The sequence below is a fragment of the [Clostridium] fimetarium genome (genome assembly GCF_900111235.1).
Classification (GTDB): Bacteria; Bacillota; Clostridia; order Lachnospirales; family Lachnospiraceae; genus Clostridium_N; species Clostridium_N fimetarium.
This window is the reverse complement of the sequence record NZ_FOJI01000001.1, coordinates 265,150-283,576: the sequence shown is the minus strand read 5'-3', so window position 1 is coordinate 283,576 and position 18,427 is coordinate 265,150. Positions and strand designations below refer to the sequence as shown.

The 18,427-nt window shown below is 32.8% G+C and carries 17 protein-coding genes; 5 read left to right on the top strand and 12 right to left on the bottom strand.

Translation table 11 applies throughout. The features are described from left to right. Position 1: 1 nt before the first annotated feature. A complete protein-coding gene (locus tag BMY18_RS01280) occupies positions 2–1,069 on the top strand; it encodes an ABC transporter permease (protein WP_092449784.1) in 1,068 nt (355 codons plus the stop codon). Here BMY18_RS01280 and BMY18_RS01275 read toward each other — a convergent pair. The 5 genes from BMY18_RS01275 to BMY18_RS01255 all read right to left on the bottom strand — a co-directional run bounded on the left by BMY18_RS01275 (position 1,048) and on the right by BMY18_RS01255 (position 6,555). Next, positions 1,048–2,826, bottom strand: a complete 1,779-nt coding sequence (locus BMY18_RS01275) for an ABC transporter ATP-binding protein (protein WP_092449782.1) — start codon at positions 2,824–2,826, stop codon at positions 1,048–1,050. The two genes, BMY18_RS01280 and BMY18_RS01275, sit on opposite strands and share 22 nt — an antisense overlap. After that, on the bottom strand, positions 2,827–4,704 hold the full coding sequence (locus BMY18_RS01270) for an ABC transporter ATP-binding protein (RefSeq protein ID WP_092449780.1): 1,878 nt from the start codon (positions 4,702–4,704) through the stop codon (positions 2,827–2,829). It abuts the gene before it with no gap. Positions 4,705–4,902: 198 nt separating this feature from the next. Next, a complete protein-coding gene (locus tag BMY18_RS01265) occupies positions 4,903–5,316 on the bottom strand; it encodes a C-GCAxxG-C-C family protein (protein ID WP_092449778.1) in 414 nt (137 codons plus the stop codon). Positions 5,317–5,395: 79 nt separating this feature from the next. Next, positions 5,396–6,067: a Crp/Fnr family transcriptional regulator gene (locus BMY18_RS01260; RefSeq protein ID WP_092449776.1), complete on the bottom strand. Its 672-nt coding sequence runs from the start codon at positions 6,065–6,067 to the stop codon at positions 5,396–5,398. Positions 6,068–6,162: 95 nt separating this feature from the next. After that, the gene (locus BMY18_RS01255; RefSeq protein WP_092449774.1) at positions 6,163–6,555 is read right to left on the bottom strand and encodes a bacteriohemerythrin; all 393 of its coding nucleotides are present in this window, start codon (positions 6,553–6,555) and stop codon (positions 6,163–6,165) included. Between the two features lie 247 nt (positions 6,556–6,802). Between BMY18_RS01255 and BMY18_RS01250 the strand changes: the two genes are divergently transcribed. Beyond that, positions 6,803–7,744: a magnesium transporter CorA family protein gene (locus BMY18_RS01250; RefSeq protein WP_092449772.1), complete on the top strand. Its 942-nt coding sequence runs from the start codon at positions 6,803–6,805 to the stop codon at positions 7,742–7,744. 72 nt (positions 7,745–7,816) lie between these two features. Here the strand turns inward: BMY18_RS01250 and nrdG are convergent, their stop codons facing one another. From nrdG to BMY18_RS01220, 7 genes are all read right to left on the bottom strand, one after another. Further along, positions 7,817–8,329 carry an anaerobic ribonucleoside-triphosphate reductase activating protein gene (nrdG, locus tag BMY18_RS01245; RefSeq protein WP_092449770.1) on the bottom strand — a complete coding sequence of 171 codons (513 nt, stop codon included), beginning with the start codon at positions 8,327–8,329 and terminating at the stop codon, positions 7,817–7,819. After that, positions 8,322–8,483 (bottom strand): anaerobic ribonucleoside-triphosphate reductase, encoded by a 162-nt coding sequence (gene nrdD / locus BMY18_RS20670; protein WP_139197195.1) that lies wholly within the window; start codon positions 8,481–8,483, stop codon positions 8,322–8,324. The genes nrdG and nrdD overlap by 8 nt, the downstream gene beginning before the upstream one ends. Before the next feature lie 57 nt (positions 8,484–8,540). After that, entirely contained in the window at positions 8,541–10,826 is a 2,286-nt protein-coding gene (locus BMY18_RS01240; RefSeq protein ID WP_092449767.1) for an anaerobic ribonucleoside triphosphate reductase, read from the bottom strand. Positions 10,827–11,044: 218 nt separating this feature from the next. Then, the gene (locus BMY18_RS01235) at positions 11,045–12,445 is read right to left on the bottom strand and encodes a sensor histidine kinase (RefSeq protein ID WP_092449765.1); all 1,401 of its coding nucleotides are present in this window, start codon (positions 12,443–12,445) and stop codon (positions 11,045–11,047) included. A gap of 32 nt (positions 12,446–12,477) precedes the next feature. Then, the gene (locus BMY18_RS01230) at positions 12,478–13,194 is read right to left on the bottom strand and encodes a response regulator transcription factor (protein ID WP_330385907.1); all 717 of its coding nucleotides are present in this window, start codon (positions 13,192–13,194) and stop codon (positions 12,478–12,480) included. Between the two features lie 81 nt (positions 13,195–13,275). Then, positions 13,276–14,778: an urease accessory protein UreH domain-containing protein gene (locus tag BMY18_RS01225; protein ID WP_092449763.1), complete on the bottom strand. Its 1,503-nt coding sequence runs from the start codon at positions 14,776–14,778 to the stop codon at positions 13,276–13,278. A 17-nt stretch (positions 14,779–14,795) separates the two neighbouring features. Continuing rightward, complete coding sequence (locus tag BMY18_RS01220; RefSeq protein ID WP_242940929.1) at positions 14,796–15,410, bottom strand: DUF2318 domain-containing protein; 615 nt, start codon at positions 15,408–15,410, stop codon at positions 14,796–14,798. Positions 15,411–15,699: 289 nt separating this feature from the next. Here BMY18_RS01220 and BMY18_RS01215 point away from each other — a divergent pair, with 289 nt between their 5' ends. The 3 genes from BMY18_RS01215 to BMY18_RS01205 are packed head-to-tail and all read left to right on the top strand — an operon-like array spanning position 15,700 to position 18,284. Continuing rightward, entirely contained in the window at positions 15,700–16,257 is a 558-nt protein-coding gene (locus tag BMY18_RS01215) for a TetR/AcrR family transcriptional regulator (protein WP_092449761.1), read from the top strand. Positions 16,258–16,290: 33 nt separating this feature from the next. Next, positions 16,291–16,896 (top strand): GNAT family N-acetyltransferase, encoded by a 606-nt coding sequence (locus BMY18_RS01210; protein ID WP_092449759.1) that lies wholly within the window; start codon positions 16,291–16,293, stop codon positions 16,894–16,896. 56 nt (positions 16,897–16,952) lie between these two features. Continuing rightward, positions 16,953–18,284, top strand: coding sequence for a methyl-accepting chemotaxis protein (locus BMY18_RS01205; protein ID WP_092449757.1), 1,332 nt, complete (start codon positions 16,953–16,955; stop codon positions 18,282–18,284). The last annotated feature ends 143 nt before the right edge of the window (positions 18,285–18,427 follow it).

The following is an 18,427-nucleotide window of genomic DNA, read 5'->3' as shown; positions in this document are numbered from 1 at the left end:
TATGAATAAAATAATTTTATGGTTTTTCCTTTTAGTAAAAAGACAGTTGAAAAATATCGTTTTGCTAATATTCTTGATTGGGCTTCCGTTATGTGCCTTTATTATTAGTCACATTCCTAAAGCCTTAGAAAGTGAAGCCCCTCGCATAGGAATCGTTCTTTTAGATCTGGACTCAACCTCAGTAGACACTGCTAACTCACTGATTAGTGACAGTTCTGTTTTAGAATTTTATACATGTGATTCCTCTGAAGAGCTCTACCGAAGTATTGAAAACGGAGATACGGACTGTGGATATATTTTCTCCAAAGATCTTACCAACCAGCTAGACAGCAAGTCCTACAAAGGATGTATCACGCTCATAAAGAACTCATCTGAATTTATATCTTCACTTTCTAATGAGATATTATTTTCTGCACTTTTTCGTGTCTATGGTAAAAACATTGCAACGAATTACATAAATGAAAGCACACTTTTCTCTTCTATTAAATCGAGCGCAATTAAAATGACTAATGAGAAATATGATTACTATGTTAATGGTGCTGCAACTTTTCACATTGATTATAATACGCTCTCAGATAATGGAGACACCAATAGCCTCAGTGAAATAAAAGTCGAAAAATCTAGTTTTCCGATACGAGGAATTCTATCGATTTTAATATTTGTAGCAGGATTATTTGGATGTGTGCAATGGTTAAAGGACTCTGAAAATGGTGTTTTTGCGCCAATGAGCTACTCATTTCAGCGAATTAGCAGGATTTTATATATCGTGATCCCAACACTTTTGTTTGCTATTTCATCACTGCTTACAATATATCTTGCTAATGTTCAAGTATCACTTTGGGTAGAATTAAAATCTATGATTTTATATATTTTACTAATTATTGTGTTTTGTTCACTTCTTTCCTATATCATTCGAAAAAGTTCACTAATGATTTCGCTAATACCTGTATTTATCATTGGAAGTCTAGTATTGTGCCCTGTTTTTATAAATATCGCGGCATTTTTACCAGTTGCAAATATACTAAACAAGCTATTTTTACCTTATTATTATCTTATGTGGGTTGCATAGGCAAACTGGCTATTGTATAGTTTTGAATAAAATCCATTTTCTTGAATTAATGATTTATGGTCACCCTTTTCAATGATATTTCCATCCTTCATTACAAGGATTATATCAGCGCTTTCTATCGTCGATAGTCTATGTGCAACAATAAAGCTAGTACGGCCTTTCATCATTTTCGCAAAAGCTTCTTGTATCTTAATTTCTGTACGTGTATCAATTGAAGATGTTGCTTCATCTAATATAAGCATTGGTGGAAGACACAGCATCACTCTAGCGATACATAGGAGCTGTTTTTGTCCTTGTGATAGGTTTCCCCCATCTTCTGAAATAAATGTATTGTAACCGTCTTTCAAACGCTTGATAAAGCTGTGTGCATGAGATGCTTTTGCTGCCTCAATTACTTCTTTATCTGTTGCATTTGGTTTACCCATTACAATATTATCTCTAATTGTTCCAGTCTTTAACCAAGTATCCTGAAGAACCATCCCATAACTTTTTCTAAGACTATTTCTGGTTATTTCTTTGATATTTTTACCACTTACATTAATTTCACCACTACTAACATCATAGAAACGCATGAGTAGATTAATGATTGTTGTCTTTCCACAACCCGTTGGTCCAACAATTGCTACTCTTTGACCTTTTTTTACATGAAGATTAAAATTTTCTATTAATTTATAGTCAGGATTATACGAAAAATATACATCATTTAACTCTACAATTCCATTAACATTTTCCATATTAATTGCGTTATTGGGCTCTGCCGTTTGTGGTTCTTCTTCTATTAATTCAAATATTCTATTCGCACATGCCAATGCATTTTGAAGTTCTGTAATTACACCTGATATTTCATTAAATGGCTTTGTGTACTGGTTTGCATAACTAAGAAAACAGGAAAGCTGTCCTACGCTCAAGCTGCCCGAAACAACCGCAAACGCTCCTGTGATACCAACTCCTGCATATACAATACTATTTACAAATCTAGTTGCCGGATTCGTTATTGATGAGAAGAAAATGGCTCGAAGCGAGTATTTTTGAAGTCGGCTATTGATTTCATCAAATTTCTCTTCTGTTTCAGGTTCATGTCCAAATGCTTGAACAACTTTTTGATTTTCTATCATTTCATCAATTAAAGCAGTCTGTTCGCCTCTGGTTTCTGATTGAAGCTTGAACATCTTGAATGTTTTCTTGGCAATATAACTAGCCACAAATAGTGAAACGGGCGTGATGCAGACAACTACCGCTGTAATCCCACCATTTATTGTTAGCATAAATCCCAACGTCCCCAAAATTGTAATAACTCCTGTAAATAGTTGCGTAAACCCCATTAAAAGTCCATCTGCAAACTGATCAACATCTGCAACGACACGACTTACTATCTCCCCATAGGAATGTCCATCAATATATTTCAAAGGTAAAATTTCTATCTTTTTAAATGCTTCCTCACGAAGATCTCTAATTACATTGTATGCTATTTTATTATTGCTTATATTCATAACCCATTGTGAAATTGCGGTTATTCCGATTACAATCGCAATTTGCAACAGGATATTAAATACGAAATCAAATTCTACCTGCCCTGGTTTTATAATGGAGTCAATTGCTCTTCCTATAAGAATTGGAACATACAACGTGGAGGCAACTGTAACTGCTGCCGAAATAATTGAAAGTATAATGTATAACCAATACTTTTTGATTCTTTTAAGAACCTTGCTTATCGTTTTTTTCTGTACTTCTTTTGGTTTTACTATATGATTTTGCATTTATTTCACCTCCACTTCTGAATTACTTGTATGATGTACTTGAGAAAAATATATTTCCTGATATACATCACAATTTTTAATCAACTCATTATGGGTTCCTATTCCGACCACACTACCATCATCTAATACAATTATCTGGTCTGCCTGCTGAATCGAAGATGCTCTTTGCGATACAATAAAGACAGTTGGTGCATAATTCATCTCTTGAATTGCCTTACGAAGGTTTGCATCTGTTGCAAAATCAAGTGCAGAAGCACTGTCATCTAAAATCAATATTTCTGGATCTTTAATGATTGCTCTTGCAATTGTAAGTCTTTGTTTTTGGCCACCTGATAGGTTCTTACCACCTTGGTCAACAAATGATTCAAGTCCCTCTGACTTTTTATCAACAAATTCTTTTGCCTGCGAAATTATTAAGGCTTGATTTATTTCATCCTCTGTCGCATCCTTGTTTCCCCAAAGGAGATTTTCTCTAATTGTACCCTTAAACAGAACTGCCTTTTGCATTACAACTCCAATTTTATCTCTAAGTTCCTCTAATGAATATTCTTTTACATCTATTCCATTAATCAAAACAGCACCATTTGTTGCATCATAAAACCTTGGAATCAAATTCACAATTGAAGATTTTCCAGAACCAGTTCCACCAATAATACCAACTGTTTGTCCACTTTTTATTTTGAAATTAAGATCCGTAAGTGATTCCTCACCCGCATTTTTATAAGTAAGACTTACATGTTTAAATTCTACTGAAACGAAGTCTAGCTGGCGCCTACTTACGTTCTTAGTCTCAACCACACGATTTCCCGTGATTAAGTTCTCATTTCTCACTACAGTTTTGCTATCATCTTTACTTACACGCTTAATTTCTTCATTGTTAGTTTCTTCATTGTTAGTTTCTTCATTGTTAGTTTCTTCATATTTAGTTTTCATGCTAGATTCAATTTCGAATATATCTTCAATACGATTAGCACATGCTAACGCCTTGGTTACTGTAATAATTAAATTTGCCAGTTTCACTAATTCCACAAGAATCTGTGACATATAGCTTACCAATGCAATCAATTGTCCCTGCGTTATATTACCAGCCTCTACTTTTAGTGCTCCATGCCAAATCAGCGCTATAATTGCTACATTTATAATGACATAGGTAATTGGATTCATTAACCCAGAAATTTTACCAACATATTTCTGAATATTTGTAAGGGTTTGATTGCTATCTTGGAAATGCTTTATTTCATTTTTTTCGTTGCCAAATGCTCTGATTACTCTGGCTCCAGTAAGATTCTGCCTAGTAATTCCAAGTACCTTATCAAGATTTGCTTGCACTTTTTTGTACATTGGCATACTAATAAACATAATACCAAATACTACAATTGAAAGAATTGGAATTGTGATAACAAATATAAATGCTTCTCCTGCATTAATTGTAAACGCCATTATCATTGCTCCAAACACAATAAATGGTGAACGAAGAAACAATCTAAGCACTAGATTTACGCCAGCTTGCACTTGATTCACATCACTTGTCATCCTTGTAATTAATGTTGAGGTTCCAATTGTATCCATTTCTGTAAATGAAAGATTTTGAATGTGATGAAATAGTTCGTGTCTCAATTTTGTTGAAAATCCAACTGCTGCTTTCGCCGCAAAAAACTGAGCGGATATTGAACATACAAGCCCAATAATAGCAAGTGCTACCATTAGTGTGCACATTTTTACAATATAGCCCTTATCTCCATTTGCAATTCCATTATCTATAATCAATGCCATAACAAGTGGCACAAATAATTCAAACAATGCTTCAAGCATCTTAAATAATGGTGCTAAGATACTTTCCTTTTTATAATCTTTTAAATAAACTAATAAATGTCTCATTTTTCTCCATCCCTGTGGTTACTTTTGCAAGAGTGTCTTCTTCTTTTGGTAAATTATATTTGCCTACGAATTTTGCTACACTGTGTTTTATATTACCACAGAATTATTTGAATTGTATAGTGTTTCACAAACTTGCTACAAAAAAAAGAGTTGCACACTAAAGTTCATGTGACAACACTTTTTAAATAATTATCTAATCTATTCCATCTTATTTAATATATCATCCAATATATCTGAAGCATCTTCAATACAACCCTGACAGCTACGAAGTACTTGATTCGTCTCTATCCCCTTTAGATCCTTACACACAATTGCTTTATTCTTATTCTTAAAGGTTTCCACTAATTCTTTAGATAACTGATATGTCTTTCCCTTAGAATTAGGTGCTTCTAAATTAGCCGTACTATTTTTGAAGCCAAGGATAGTTATTGCTCCCGTAATCGCTCCGCATGTACCTTCCATACATCCCATTCCAAGACCAAGACCTTCTGTCATTTTAAATGCAGTTTCTTCATCTACTCCAACTACATCACAGTAGGCACAAGCAATGGCCTGACCACAATTATATCCTTTTTTATGATTCTCTATCGCTTTATGTTTTCTATCTTCCAAACTTACGCCTCCTAGCTATCTTACTTATTATTTACCCATGCCAAATAAAATATTCGCAATCACCATTGATACATTATTATCAGATTAACTTCTTCAATCCCTGCTTATCTATGATTTTCACGCTTCCTCTTTTCAGAACAATAAATCCTTCTTCCGAGAAATATTTCATCATTCTAGTCACTACTTCACGGGCACTGCCTAGATGATTGGCAATTTGTTCATGTGTTATTTTTAGTGTATCTGTTTTTTCTAAATCCGATTGTATAATCAAAAAATGTGCTAACCGTTTATCAAAGCTCTTAACAAGCATTTCTTCTAATACCCACATTACATCTGACATTCTAGAACTCACCACTTCGTTTGTGAAATTCGCAACTGCAATGTTTTTTTCGGATATCTGGCTATAAAGAGACGATGGGATTAGAATTGTCTCGACATCTGTTTCTGCTGATATCCATATATCAAAGCTTATGTTTCTCATCATACATGATGCTGAAAATATGCATAATTCTTTCTCCACCAATCGAAATAATGTAATTTCTTTTCCTTCTTCCGTCACAATATAAGCTCTAATTCTACCTGATCGTATTAAAAATAAACCAACGCAATCTTCACTTCCTGCATGTAAGATCGTTCCCGTTAGATAATTTTTATCAATTGCTCTCTGACTCAACATCGCTTTTTGTTCATTTTGTAGTTTATTCCAAAATGGTAACATTTCCTCTAATTCTTGTTCTAATTTAGATGTCATATTTGCTCACATTTCTGCGCATATTTCAACGCATCGCTGGTTTGTGCAATTGCTTACTGGTTATTGGTTAATGGTTATTGGTTAATGGTTAATGGTTATTTTTCAGCAATCTTCAAATCATTTTCAAGAATATGTTCAACCAACCAATTATTTATAAATTCAAGAATATCCATACAAGCTTCTTTTTGATCTGCATCAATCTTATCTGGATTATAAGAACTCATCTTTTCAACAAATTCAGCATGCTGAATCTTCTGTGTAAACATTCTTTTGTAATTAATCTTCTCCATATAAGCTTCTTCATCTGCAAAATGTTTTTTTGCATAATCTTTTAACTCACCGACAACTTCAAGAATATAGTCATATTTGTCTGGAATAAATTGATCATTTAATAAATTATAAAGTTTATCGGCGATTTCAAATAGCTTTGTGTGCTCTTCATCAATCATTTCAATCCCTGTTAGATATTCATTCTTCATTTCGTACATAATAAATTCCTCCATTTGGTATATAATCTATGTTATAGAAACTTGTAAGTTCTTATAACTAATTTATTCGAATTATATCATAAGATAGCGCGTACTGTACACAATGATTTTTTGTATTAGTATAATAGTTTTATGTAATAATATATTATTTTTATGTAGTAGCAAAATATTTTTATAGTAGTATAATATTACAAATTTTGCTATAATAACATTATTATCACTTAAATAGGAAAGGGAGGATTATTATATGATTGAAATATTCAAAACAATAGATGGTAATATTCAAAAATTAGACGAAATCACAACTAATTCGTGGATATGTGCTACACATCCTACTCCTGAGGAAATACTTCATATTTCAGAACGTTGTGACATTGATCTAAACGATGTAAAAGCTTCTTTAGATATTGAAGAAGCATCTCGTATTGAACGTACTGATAACTACACCCTTATACTGGTTGATATACCTAGTCGTGAGATTCGTAATGGCAATGATGCCTATACAACAATCCCCTTATCAATTATTTTATCTAAAGATGTAATTATCACTGTATGCACGGAAGACTCTATTGTTCTTAGCCACTTCAAAGCTGGAAAACACAAGGATTTTAACACAAGTAAACGAACCCGATTTATATATCATATTCTCTATAGCAATACTTCCGTCTACCTGAATTGTCTTCGTAATATTGATAAATCAAGAGAAGACATTGAAGCCAGATTGCATAAAGGTACTAAAAATATCGATCTAATTGAGTTACACGAATTAGAATCCGATCTTGTATACTTTGCAACTTCACTACGTGTGAATGGTGTTGTATTAGACAAATTAACTCGTTACGGCAAAATCGAACATTACGCTGAAGATCAAGAACTTCTAAGTGACGTTATTATAGAAAATAAACAGGCCATCGAAATGGCCAATATTTATCGCGATATTTTAAATGGTACTAGAGAGCTTTTTGCCTCTATAATCGATAATTCATTGAATCAAGTCATGAAAGGATTAACCTCCATTACGATTATAATGGCGATTCCTACTATTATTTCAGGAATATATGGTATGAATGTTAATACAGACGGAATGCCATTTTCAGATAGTTCCTTTGGGTTTGCTATGATTTGTACAATCACTTTGGTTACTTGTGCTATTTCAGCCTTTGTATTAAAAAAGAAAGGGCTATTTTGATTTAACCAGATTTTGAATATTATAATATTTTTAAGGGAGGCCCATTTGAGCTTCCCTTAATTTTTATCTTTATTAATACTCTCCAAACCAACGTGGAGATTTTTTCTCAATCGCTTCACCTTGAAGTAAACTCTCTTTCGCATCAAGGATTCTCTGATTCGAACTTCCACGATATATCAATGAAAGATTTCTAAGACCTAGAATAAAAGGCCCATCGATTAGGACATCAATATTTTGTAGCAAGTCTTTTTGTTCTTTTGTACCGTTCACAAGCTGTTCAAATGTATATCCAGAATAGCTAGCAACTTCATATCCTTCTTTTTTTAAAAGCTTTGCAAGTTTTGCAAATCCTGCTGCTTGGTCAAATGGCTCACCACCTGAAAAAGTAACGCCCTTTACCAATGGATTCGCCTTAGCCATCTGCACAATTTGTTGCTCTTCCATTTCAGTTCCGCCACAAAATTCCCAAGTATCGGGATTATGGCATCCCTCGCAGTGATGACTACATCCTTGGCAAAATACTGTCAGCCGAATGCCCGGCCCATCTACGATACTATCATCCACTAAGCCTGCAAGATTAAGCACTTAATTTTCCAGGACCATGCTTTACACGGTCCTTTTCTTCTGCCTTCTTTGCATCATTCCATTTGTCCATGGTTCCTACTAGATAACCTGTAATTCTTCTTATTCTTTCAAATCCAACTTCTTCACCTATTTTTTGATTTTTTAATTGTTCCATAATATTTCTCCTTTTGTTATATGTATTATTTTGTAACTATAGAATATATTTCTATTGTTAATTGTGTCCGTAAAACTGAGCCATCTCTGGGTACATCTTTTGTAATTCGCCTAATTTTTCGGGAGCAATGGATTCTCCTTCGTGACGTCCACACCTTGGGCATACATCATCAATAACGCCTACATAGCCACATACAGGGTCTCTGTCTACAGGATGGTTTACACTTCCATAACCAATTCCTAAATCATGCATACAGCGTATAACGCCTTCAAATGCTTCTACGTTTTTAGAAGTATCTCCATCTAATTCAACATAGCTAATATGACCTGCATTTGTTAATGCATGGTATGGTGCTTCTTTCCTTAGCTTATCATATGCTGAAATGTGATACCACACTGGAATATGAAAACTATTTGTATAATATTCACGATCAGTAACACCGGAAATAGAGCCGAAACGTTTCTTATCCATTTTAACAAAACGTCCTGATAATCCTTCTGCTGGAGTTGCAAGCAATGTAATGTTCATTTGTAGTTCTTTCGATTTTGCATCTGCATATTCACGCATATAACGTACAATCTGCAACCCTTTTTCCTGGATTTCATCACTTTCTCCATGATTATGACCATACAAAGCAGTTAATGTTTCTGCAAGTCCAATAAATCCTATAGACAACGTTCCATGTTTCAGCACTTCCCTTACTTCATCTGTAGGGCCTAACTTATCAGAATCCAGCCATATACCCTGGCCCATTAAAAATGGATAGTTATATACTTTTTTCTTTGCCTGTATCTCAAATCGGTCAAGTAATTGGTTTGTAACAAGTTCTAACATTTGATCTAATTTTTTATAAAAAAGATTCTCATCGTGATTACTTTCAATTGCAATCCTTGGTAAATTAATTGATGTAAATGATAGATTTCCTCTTGAATAAGCAGTCTGTCTATCAGTATCATATACATTTCCCATAACTCTTGTACGGCATCCCATTGTCGCAACTTCAGTTTCTGGATGACCAGCCTTATAATATTGAAGATTAAATGGAGAATCTAGGAATATATAATTAGGGAAAAGTCTCTTTGCACTTACCTTACAACTCAAGCGAAACAAATCATAATTAGGATCTTCTTCGTTATAATTTACTCCTTCTTTCACTTTAAATATGTGAATTGGGAAAATACATGTTTCACCATGTCCCAAACCTGCATCAGTAGCAAGAAGTATATTTTTTATGACCATTCTGCCTTCATTTGATGTATCCGTTCCATAATTAATGGAGGAAAAAGGTGTCTGCGCGCCAGCACGACTATGCATCGTATTTAAATTATGTACAAAACTTTCCATTGCTTGGTAAGTTTCTTTATCAATGGCTTCAATTGCACGTTTTCTTGAAACAGCTACTATATGCTCTGCATTTTTAGCCTCAATATTCTTCTTACTGATAATCTCATCTACCAATACCTTATCAAATGCTACCACGTTATCATTCATACGTGCGTAACTACCTGTTGTAGTTTTAGCAGTATCTGTTATTTCTTGTACAAACTGGCTTTCATCCTCTGTAAATAATGTGTCTTCCAATATCTCTCTGATTTTACCTTTATATATCTTTACAAAAGACTTCGCAACACCTTGTGCCATACCATAATCAAAATTAGGAATGCTTTGTCCGCCATGCTGATCATTTTGATTAGATTGAATTGCAATTGCTGCCAATGCTGCGTAGCTTTGAATTGCCTGTGGTTCACGAATGAATCCGTGTCCTGTTGAAAATCCATCTTTAAATAATCTCACAATATCAATCTGCGTACAGGTTGTTGTCAAAGAATAAAAATCGAAGTCATGGATATGTATATCACCTTCACGATGCGCTTTTGCCTGCTCAGGTGTCAACAAATATGCTTCATTATATGCTTTTGCACCAGCAGTTCCTATTTGAAGCATGCTACCCATAGCCGTGTCACCATTTATATTGGCATTGTCTCTTTTTAGATCACTGTTTCGAGCATCTACCATAGTAATTTCATCAATTGTCTTCATTAGGCTGGTATTTGCTTCACGTATTCTACTGCGATTTGCACGATATAAAATATATGCTTTCGCCGCATCTTCAAAACCGTTTTTCATAAGTTCAAATTCAACTTTATCTTGAATCTGCTCAATTTGAGGTTGAAAATCTCCTGAACTTGCTTCTATATCTTTTGTTACAGTCTCAGTTATTCTTTTTGCATCATCAATTCCCCCAGATTTTGAAGCTTCTAATGATTTTAAAACTGCTTTTATAATTTTATTTTCGTCAAAAGGAGCAACCCTTCCGTCCCTTTTTACTACACTATTAATCATAAATAATTTTCCTCCCTATTGGTTGTTCATATATCACATTTCTCTTATATTGTGTCTTATATTATAATTCTATACCATATATTGTGTTTGTCAACTTGTATTTTCACGATAACCGACTTTTTTATAAGATTATGCCATTCTATGCACACCACTAAAAAGCAAAGATAACTAATCCTTATTATCTTTGCTTTACCTGATTTATTTAATATGTGTAAAAATTATCTTGGCAAAGAGACAATAAATTCACTGCCCTTGGTTAGTTCACTTTTTGTCGAAATGCTTCCACCATGTGAATCAACAATAGCCTTTACGACTGACAAGCCAATCCCTGAACCACCAGTGCTTCGATTACGTGATTTATCGACTCTATACAAATTATCAAAAATATTAGGTAAATCCTGCTCTGCGATTCCAATCCCTGTATCAGAAACAATAAGTTCCGCCTTGTTACTATATTTATTTACCGTAATCTTTATGCTTTCACCATTATCCGTATATTTGATTGCATTTGATAGCAAATTAACGATTACTTGAATAATTTTATCCTTATCACCATATATTTCACATTCCACTGTTTGCGTTACAAGACTAATATTTTTGGCCACGATGGATGGCTGAAAAGTTAGAACGATTTGATCTACAACCATTTTTAAATCAAACTTGGTCTTTTCGAGTAAAATGCTCTCATTTTCAATCTTAACAATTTTATCAATATCCGATATCATCCTTGTCAAACGCAAAATTTCTTCTCGGCAACTTTCAAGTCGCTGCGCATTCGGTTCCCAAATACCATCAATCATTGCCTCCAAATTTAATTGCAAGGTGGCTAATGGCGTCCTAAATTCATGTGCATAATCACTTGCCATTCGTTTCTTAGAAATTTGTTGTCTTTCAAGTGTTTGGGCTAATGTATTAACACTGTTTATTAATTGATTAATTTCATTTGTTCTTGATGTAAACTGGAGTCTATCTGAATAATCTCCGGCTTCAATTTCCCTAGTTTTATCAATCACTTTTCTAATTGGTTTTGATATTCTATTTGCCATAAAATATCCTAAAACGGCAGCGATTAACATAAATATTATAGCAACAGCGATAAAGATTTTATTTAATACATTTAAAAATTGTACATCTTGATCATTATAATAGAACGGACCATAATATCCAAGTGTAACCGAACCAATTTTTAGCTTATTTTTTACAATATCGTATGACTTTTGTCTATATTGGCCCTCAAAGTTTGGGTATATGCTTGCCATATGAGTACTCATACTTGCAATCATATCATCACACATTTCACTATAATCATCACTCATACAAAACAATTGGTTATCATTTGAGTCATTGACCATAAGCACCAGACCTTCTGATAACGCTGTATTTCCTATGTTTTGAAAAGCATCTGCACTCAGAACGTTTCCATTTTCGTCAAATTCATTTGTAACTAAATTTACAATGTTATAATTTTTATTCTCTTGCGTATTTATAATATAACTCTGGAACTTTTTTTGGAGCAAATAATTGGATACGACAAAAAGTGAACTAACTAGGAACAGCGAAAGTAAAACATATGATATTGTAAGTTTCATTTTTAGACTTATTTTTAGACTTATTTTCATACTTGCTCCCGTCTGCGCATCTTTTAATGGCTTTAATTTGTAATACCAAATTTATATCCGACGCCTCGTACCGTAACAATATAGCGCGGATTTGTTGTGTCATCCTCTATTTTGCTTCTCAAATTTTTAATATGTGAATCAATCGTTCTATCAAATCCATCATAATTTGCTCCGAATGCAACTTCAATCAATTCTTCCCTTGTAAATATTTTTTTAGGATATTTTATCATTGCACATAATAATTTAAATTCATTTGGTGTAAGATTTACAATTTCACCTGACTTTTTAACCGTATATAAATCAAGATCAACTTCAAGATCATTATCATTCCAGCTCATCTTATCAAAAAGAGGAGATGCCCCTTCATCAGAGCGCCTCAATAGACTATTAATTCTTGCCATTAACTCCCTAGGACTAAATGGTTTTGTAACATAATCATCGGCGCCAATATTGAAGCCGTTTATTTTATCATCTTCATCAATTTTAGCGGTAAGCATAATAATCGGAATTCTTGAAATTTTTCTGATTGCTTTGCACACCTCTTCGCCTGAAATTTGGGGTAACATTAAATCAAGAACGACTAGATCAGGATTCATTTTTTCTACTTGTAATAATGCATTTTCTCCATCATAAGCAGTAATAGCCGTATAACCACTATTTTCGAGATATGCTGCCACTGCTTCTACAATTTTAACCTCATCATCAACGATAAGCACTTTTTTCTTTTTATCATTCATAATTTTCGCCATTCCTGCGCATCTTTCTGCACAAACCTAGTTTATGTTTATACCCTAGCAATATTATTACACATAACCAATCCAATGAAAAGATTAATATCCACAACATCCTTTGGGGATTCCTGTGTTATCAACATTTGTTGAACTTTCTGTGCCCGGATTTACTGCAGAAGACTTTAAATCCTCAACAACTGTAATATTACTTCTAATCATTCCCATCCAACAGCTATATCCAAATGTACCTGCTTTTATTGGTGTAAATAAAATAACATTCTCTCCTACAACAAGTTTTTGTTCTACATTATATTGTGGAATAACGATTTGATTATTACAACCATTTAAGTTCTTAGCATCTGCAGTAATCGTCCATTTCACAGGAACGCCCGCTTGTACTGTGATTGCAGGATATTGTCCCGATTCTAATGTTGATTTAATTTCTTGAACATTATTATTAACAACAGCGGTGTTTTGACTATCGCTACTACTATTACTACTACTTTGCGCTGCAAATGAATTCATTGAAAACCCTGTAAATGCAACCCCTCTATTCACCATTACAAATCCCAAAACGATAACGATCATTGCACTTGCTTTTATCATGTTTTTTGAGAACTTAGAACTGAGTAATGAACCTAGTGCACCAAATGCAAACAAGAGAGGAACGGTTCCTAGACTAAATGCAAGCATAGATATTGATCCAGCTATAAAGCTTCCTGTTCCAAGGGCATATAACTGCATTGCCTGTAATGGACCACAAGGCATTAATCCATTTAATAATCCAACCACAAATGGACCTTTGTTTTTCTTCTCACTATGGATTTTATTTGCAAATGCTTTCGGCATATGTGGGTTTAATTTTCTTAACGAAGGGAATATATTTAACATATTTAATCCCATAATCACCATAAATCCACCGGCCAATATTGAAATAAATGCACTTCCAGTATTGGATATACTAAAAACCGAACCCAGTGCACCAACAATACCGCCGATTATTGTATAAGAAATAACTCTTCCTGCATTATACATTAAACTTGGTTTCAATTTTGAAAATTTGCTATCTTTATCCTTGTCAAATTTATATGATACACATACTGACAGATTAATTCCACCACACATCGCAACACAGTGAAGTGATGTTAGTAGTCCAACAACAAATAAGATTCCGTATCCCATATTAGGATTAATATCTGGTATAAGATTAAATCCAATGGTATGTTTTATAATCATATAAGCACCTAAAATCATAACGCCTATTATAATCAACTGACTATTTGGATTAGTTGAATTACTTGAATTAGTTGTATTAGTAGTATTACTTGAATCACTTGAATTCTTTGGGTTTTTTCCAATTTCATAATCTGTTTCTGTTATATCTTTCCTGACATTGTAATCTAATTTTTCAATTGTTTTAATAATTTCTTCTATTGAAACTTTATCTGAATCATATGTAATTTGGAGAATTGAAGTTACATAGCTTACTTCTGCTTCTTGAACGCCATCCATTTTTATAAGCTTATTTTCAATCCTTGTTTCGCAGGATGTACAAGTCAGTCCATCTAATTTAAATGCCTTTTTAATTATACTATTTCCCATTATTAAATCCTCCTGATTTATGACTTCCACTTAGCAAACATTGTCTTTGATTTTTCAAGAAAGCTCTTTGCTATTGTTATATTTGTTCCATCAACTGTTTTATCTGCATCAAATATTGGAACCGGGTTACAACCACCCTTTGAAACTTCAACTTGGTCTGCTTTAAAACGATTTCCACAGTTTTGACAAACAAGATTGTCTCCTTGTTGAACGTAATAGCCTTTTCCTGAGCTGTAGCATACCTGGCAGGTGTTAAATGCGGTTCTGATTGAGCCATCTGCAGCTTTAATCGCAATTACTTCTAATTTTGTACCATTCACATTATATTGATAAAAGCTCGCTTTTTCTGTTATACCAGAAAGCGGAATAACCAAGTCGCCATTCGCAGCTAATTGACCCTGCGTAGAACTCGCACCAGACTGCACATTATTTGAAGCTAACTGTACTTGCGTTGAGTTTGGCTGCGCATTGTATGTTTGTTGCTTATTATTTTTTCCGATTGCAACTAACACAATTCCTACAAGTACAATCACAGCTAATCCCGAACCAATTAACAACTTCATAGGTCTGTTTGTTTGATTTGTTTTGTTTCCTTTACTTTTTTGATTTTGAACCACTTTATTTTTCTCCATTTTTTCTCCATTAAATTAAATTTTTTCATTAAATTTTGTTTCAATATTTTCTTGGTTATATTTCATATGATAATAATAATTCTTTAGAGTGGAGATTATATGGAGATTTTATATTATCACACAAAAATTGAGTATAATTAGAAAATAATAACAAAATAGTAATTAAAACAATGCTACTTTTATAAGTAATTAAAATAATGCTAACTTTATATTGACAATTTCATAATAATTAACTATAGTGGTACTAGATAAACCAATCCGGTACCAAATTGTAAAAAGGAGAAATCGTATGGAGAAAATTATATATCTCAAAACATTAAAATTAATTGGAAGTGTAGGTTTAAGATTTACAACTGAAGATTTAGCAAAAGAAATTGGTACAAGTAAACGTACAATCTATTCTTATTTTTCTAGTAAAGAGGAGCTTATAGAAAAAACCATAGATTTTGTTTTCAATGATATTAGTATATCAGATGCAGAAATACTTGAAAATAATGGACTTTTACTTGAGGAAAAGATTAAATTATATTTTCAAAATATTCCTGATGCATACAATTTAGGATCAATTATTCGTCATATGGATGATCTTCAAAAATATTATCCTTATTTATGGAAAAAAGTTAATGATAATCTAAATACTATATGGGATGCCCCTATTCAATTGATAGAACAAGGGATAAAAGATGAAGAACTTGAACCAATAGATACGGTTATACTCAAACTAATGTTGAATGAAAGTATTAAAAAACTTTTGGATTATGAATTTGTTGCAAAAAATCAGGTTAGTTTTGATTCAGGTCTTAAAGCAATTAGTGATATTATTTTATATGGTTTAATTAAAAGATAGTGTCATTAAATTATAAAACAGGAGGAAATAAAAATGGAAAATATCTCAATTGTAAACGGAAACCCAATGTCTCAGGTTGGTGGAAAACTTAATAGTATTGCTTTGGATTATATGGCTTATCCACTTATTGGATCCAAAAATTCAAATTTGATTGAAAAAACGTTTAATAAATTATGGACATTAACTTCAAATCGTTTTAGTCATCAATATGCTTTTGAAGCTCAAATCAATCAGAAAACTGTAGGCATGATAACATGTTATCCAGTGTCAGAAATGAAAAAGTTAGCATGGCCAACATTTAAGAAATTAATAAGTATACGAAATTGGGCGTTAATAAGCCATTCGTTAATGAACTTTAGAGAATTATGGTCAATAGCATCTTTAAATGAAGGCCGAGAGGATGAATATCATATTGGCACATTGGCAACATTGCCGGAAAGTAGAGGCTATGGTATTGGTTCAAAATTAATCGCTTTTGCAGAGGAACAGGCAAAACTAAGTAAGTATAATAAATGCTCATTAACGGTTAAAAAAGAAAATATTCAAGCATTTAAGTTGTACGAAAGAATGGGATATCAAATTGTAGATTCTATTGAAAAATATCCTTATAATATGTATCGTATGGTAAAACATATTTAATTTATACTTACATTTTATTTGATTTAGTATTATACACCCTAAATGGAGGAACTCTAATGAACTTAAAAGAAAGATTTTTGAATGCTACTCTATATTCTATTAAATTTAAATTAGTAATGGCAATTGTAATTGTACAATGTTTTAGTTCTTATATTGGTCAAGTTGTTAATATGGCTATGGCACGTGGAAAACACACTTTACAAGACATGGGTCTAAATACGTATATTCTTGATGGTACTATCGGTATGATCTTATCTACTATTATAAGCATAATAATCTCAGTATTTATTATTGTTTATTTCTATGACAGACTTGTTTTGAAAAGACTAAAAAAAGTTCTGAATTTTACAGAAAAACTAGGTAATGGAGATTTATCTAATACGCTTAGTTTTAAAGGAAATGACGACATTAGCCGATTAGGGAATTGTTTAGATAAAGCAACCACAAATATCAAAATATTATTAGCAGATATAATAGATATTTCCAGTACAATGAATATCTCAAGTCATGAACTATTAACCTCTACAAAAAAATCTTATGAAAGTATAAACTCTATTAATTCAACATCATCCGTTCTTTCTGACGATGCTTTTGAGCTAATAGATACAACCAAAAAAGTTAATTACTCTATCGATGAGATATTAAAAATAACAGATTTACTTTTATCAAAAGTAACTGCTGGATTAAATTCATCAATGGAAATGGAAAATCGAGCATCCGACATGAAATTAAAAGTATCAGGTTCTTTAGAAAAGGCAAATAAAACATATAGTGAAAAACAAGAAAAAATACTTACTGCTATCGAATCTGGTAAAATAGTAGATGAGATTAAAATAATGTCAGATACGATAAAAGGTATTGCAACCCAAACAAATTTACTAGCGCTAAATGCAACAATTGAAGCAGCAAGAGCTGGGGAACAAGGAAAAGGTTTTGCAGTTGTTGCTGAAGAAGTAAAAAAATTAGCGGAACAATCAACTCAAGCTATTTCAAATGTGGAAAATCTGGTAAATCAGGTAAGTGCAGTTTTTGATAACCTATCAATCAGTGCCCAGGATATTCTTGAATACATAGAGACAAATGTTAAATCTGATTATGAATTATTACTTCAGACAGGGGATCAATATCAAGATGATGCAAAACTCATAAATAATATTTCCACAGAAATTACTTCCTCTGCAAAATTAATGAATACTTCTATTGAAGAAATAAGTAATGTGATTAATTTTGTTATTGAAATGTCTGGAAAAACGTCCAGTTCCACAGAGCAAATTAATTCTAATTTATCAGAAATAAATATAATTATGAATGAAGCAAATGAGTCTATGGAGTATCAAGTAAATTTGACTAAAAGATTAGAAAAATCTGTAGAAAAATTTATATTATAATGCATTGGATTGCAGACCGGCTGATAGCTGTGCTTATATTTTGTAAAGACTCAGATAAAAACCGAACAAAGTGAGACGCTTCGGCTCGTTTGCTCCCTATCCTACGCATAAATCTGACGTTACCACTTCAACTCCAAGGACTC

Excerpts from the sequence above, each read along its gene's own strand:
- BMY18_RS01275 (WP_092449782.1), bottom strand. The coding sequence starts at position 2,826 with ATGCAAAATCATATAGTAAAACCAAAAGAAGTACAGAAAAAAACGATA.
- BMY18_RS01220 (WP_242940929.1), bottom strand. The coding sequence starts at position 15,410 with ATGGAGAAAAATAAAGTGGTTCAAAATCAAAAAAGTAAAGGAAACAAA.
- BMY18_RS01270 (WP_092449780.1), bottom strand. The coding sequence starts at position 4,704 with ATGAGACATTTATTAGTTTATTTAAAAGATTATAAAAAGGAAAGTATC.
- BMY18_RS01235 (WP_092449765.1), bottom strand. The coding sequence starts at position 12,445 with ATGAAAATAAGTCTAAAAATAAGTCTAAAAATGAAACTTACAATATCA.
- BMY18_RS01205 (WP_092449757.1), top strand. The coding sequence starts at position 16,953 with ATGAACTTAAAAGAAAGATTTTTGAATGCTACTCTATATTCTATTAAA.
- BMY18_RS01230 (WP_330385907.1), bottom strand. The coding sequence starts at position 13,194 with ATGGCGAAAATTATGAATGATAAAAAGAAAAAAGTGCTTATCGTTGAT.
- BMY18_RS01280 (WP_092449784.1), top strand. The coding sequence starts at position 2 with ATGAATAAAATAATTTTATGGTTTTTCCTTTTAGTAAAAAGACAGTTG.
- BMY18_RS01250 (WP_092449772.1), top strand. The coding sequence starts at position 6,803 with ATGATTGAAATATTCAAAACAATAGATGGTAATATTCAAAAATTAGAC.
- BMY18_RS01215 (WP_092449761.1), top strand. The coding sequence starts at position 15,700 with ATGGAGAAAATTATATATCTCAAAACATTAAAATTAATTGGAAGTGTA.
- BMY18_RS01210 (WP_092449759.1), top strand. The coding sequence starts at position 16,291 with ATGGAAAATATCTCAATTGTAAACGGAAACCCAATGTCTCAGGTTGGT.
- BMY18_RS01240 (WP_092449767.1), bottom strand. The coding sequence starts at position 10,826 with ATGATTAATAGTGTAGTAAAAAGGGACGGAAGGGTTGCTCCTTTTGAC.
- nrdD (WP_139197195.1), bottom strand. The coding sequence starts at position 8,483 with ATGGAACAATTAAAAAATCAAAAAATAGGTGAAGAAGTTGGATTTGAA.
- BMY18_RS01260 (WP_092449776.1), bottom strand. The coding sequence starts at position 6,067 with ATGACATCTAAATTAGAACAAGAATTAGAGGAAATGTTACCATTTTGG.
- BMY18_RS01255 (WP_092449774.1), bottom strand. The coding sequence starts at position 6,555 with ATGTACGAAATGAAGAATGAATATCTAACAGGGATTGAAATGATTGAT.
- BMY18_RS01225 (WP_092449763.1), bottom strand. The coding sequence starts at position 14,778 with ATGGGAAATAGTATAATTAAAAAGGCATTTAAATTAGATGGACTGACT.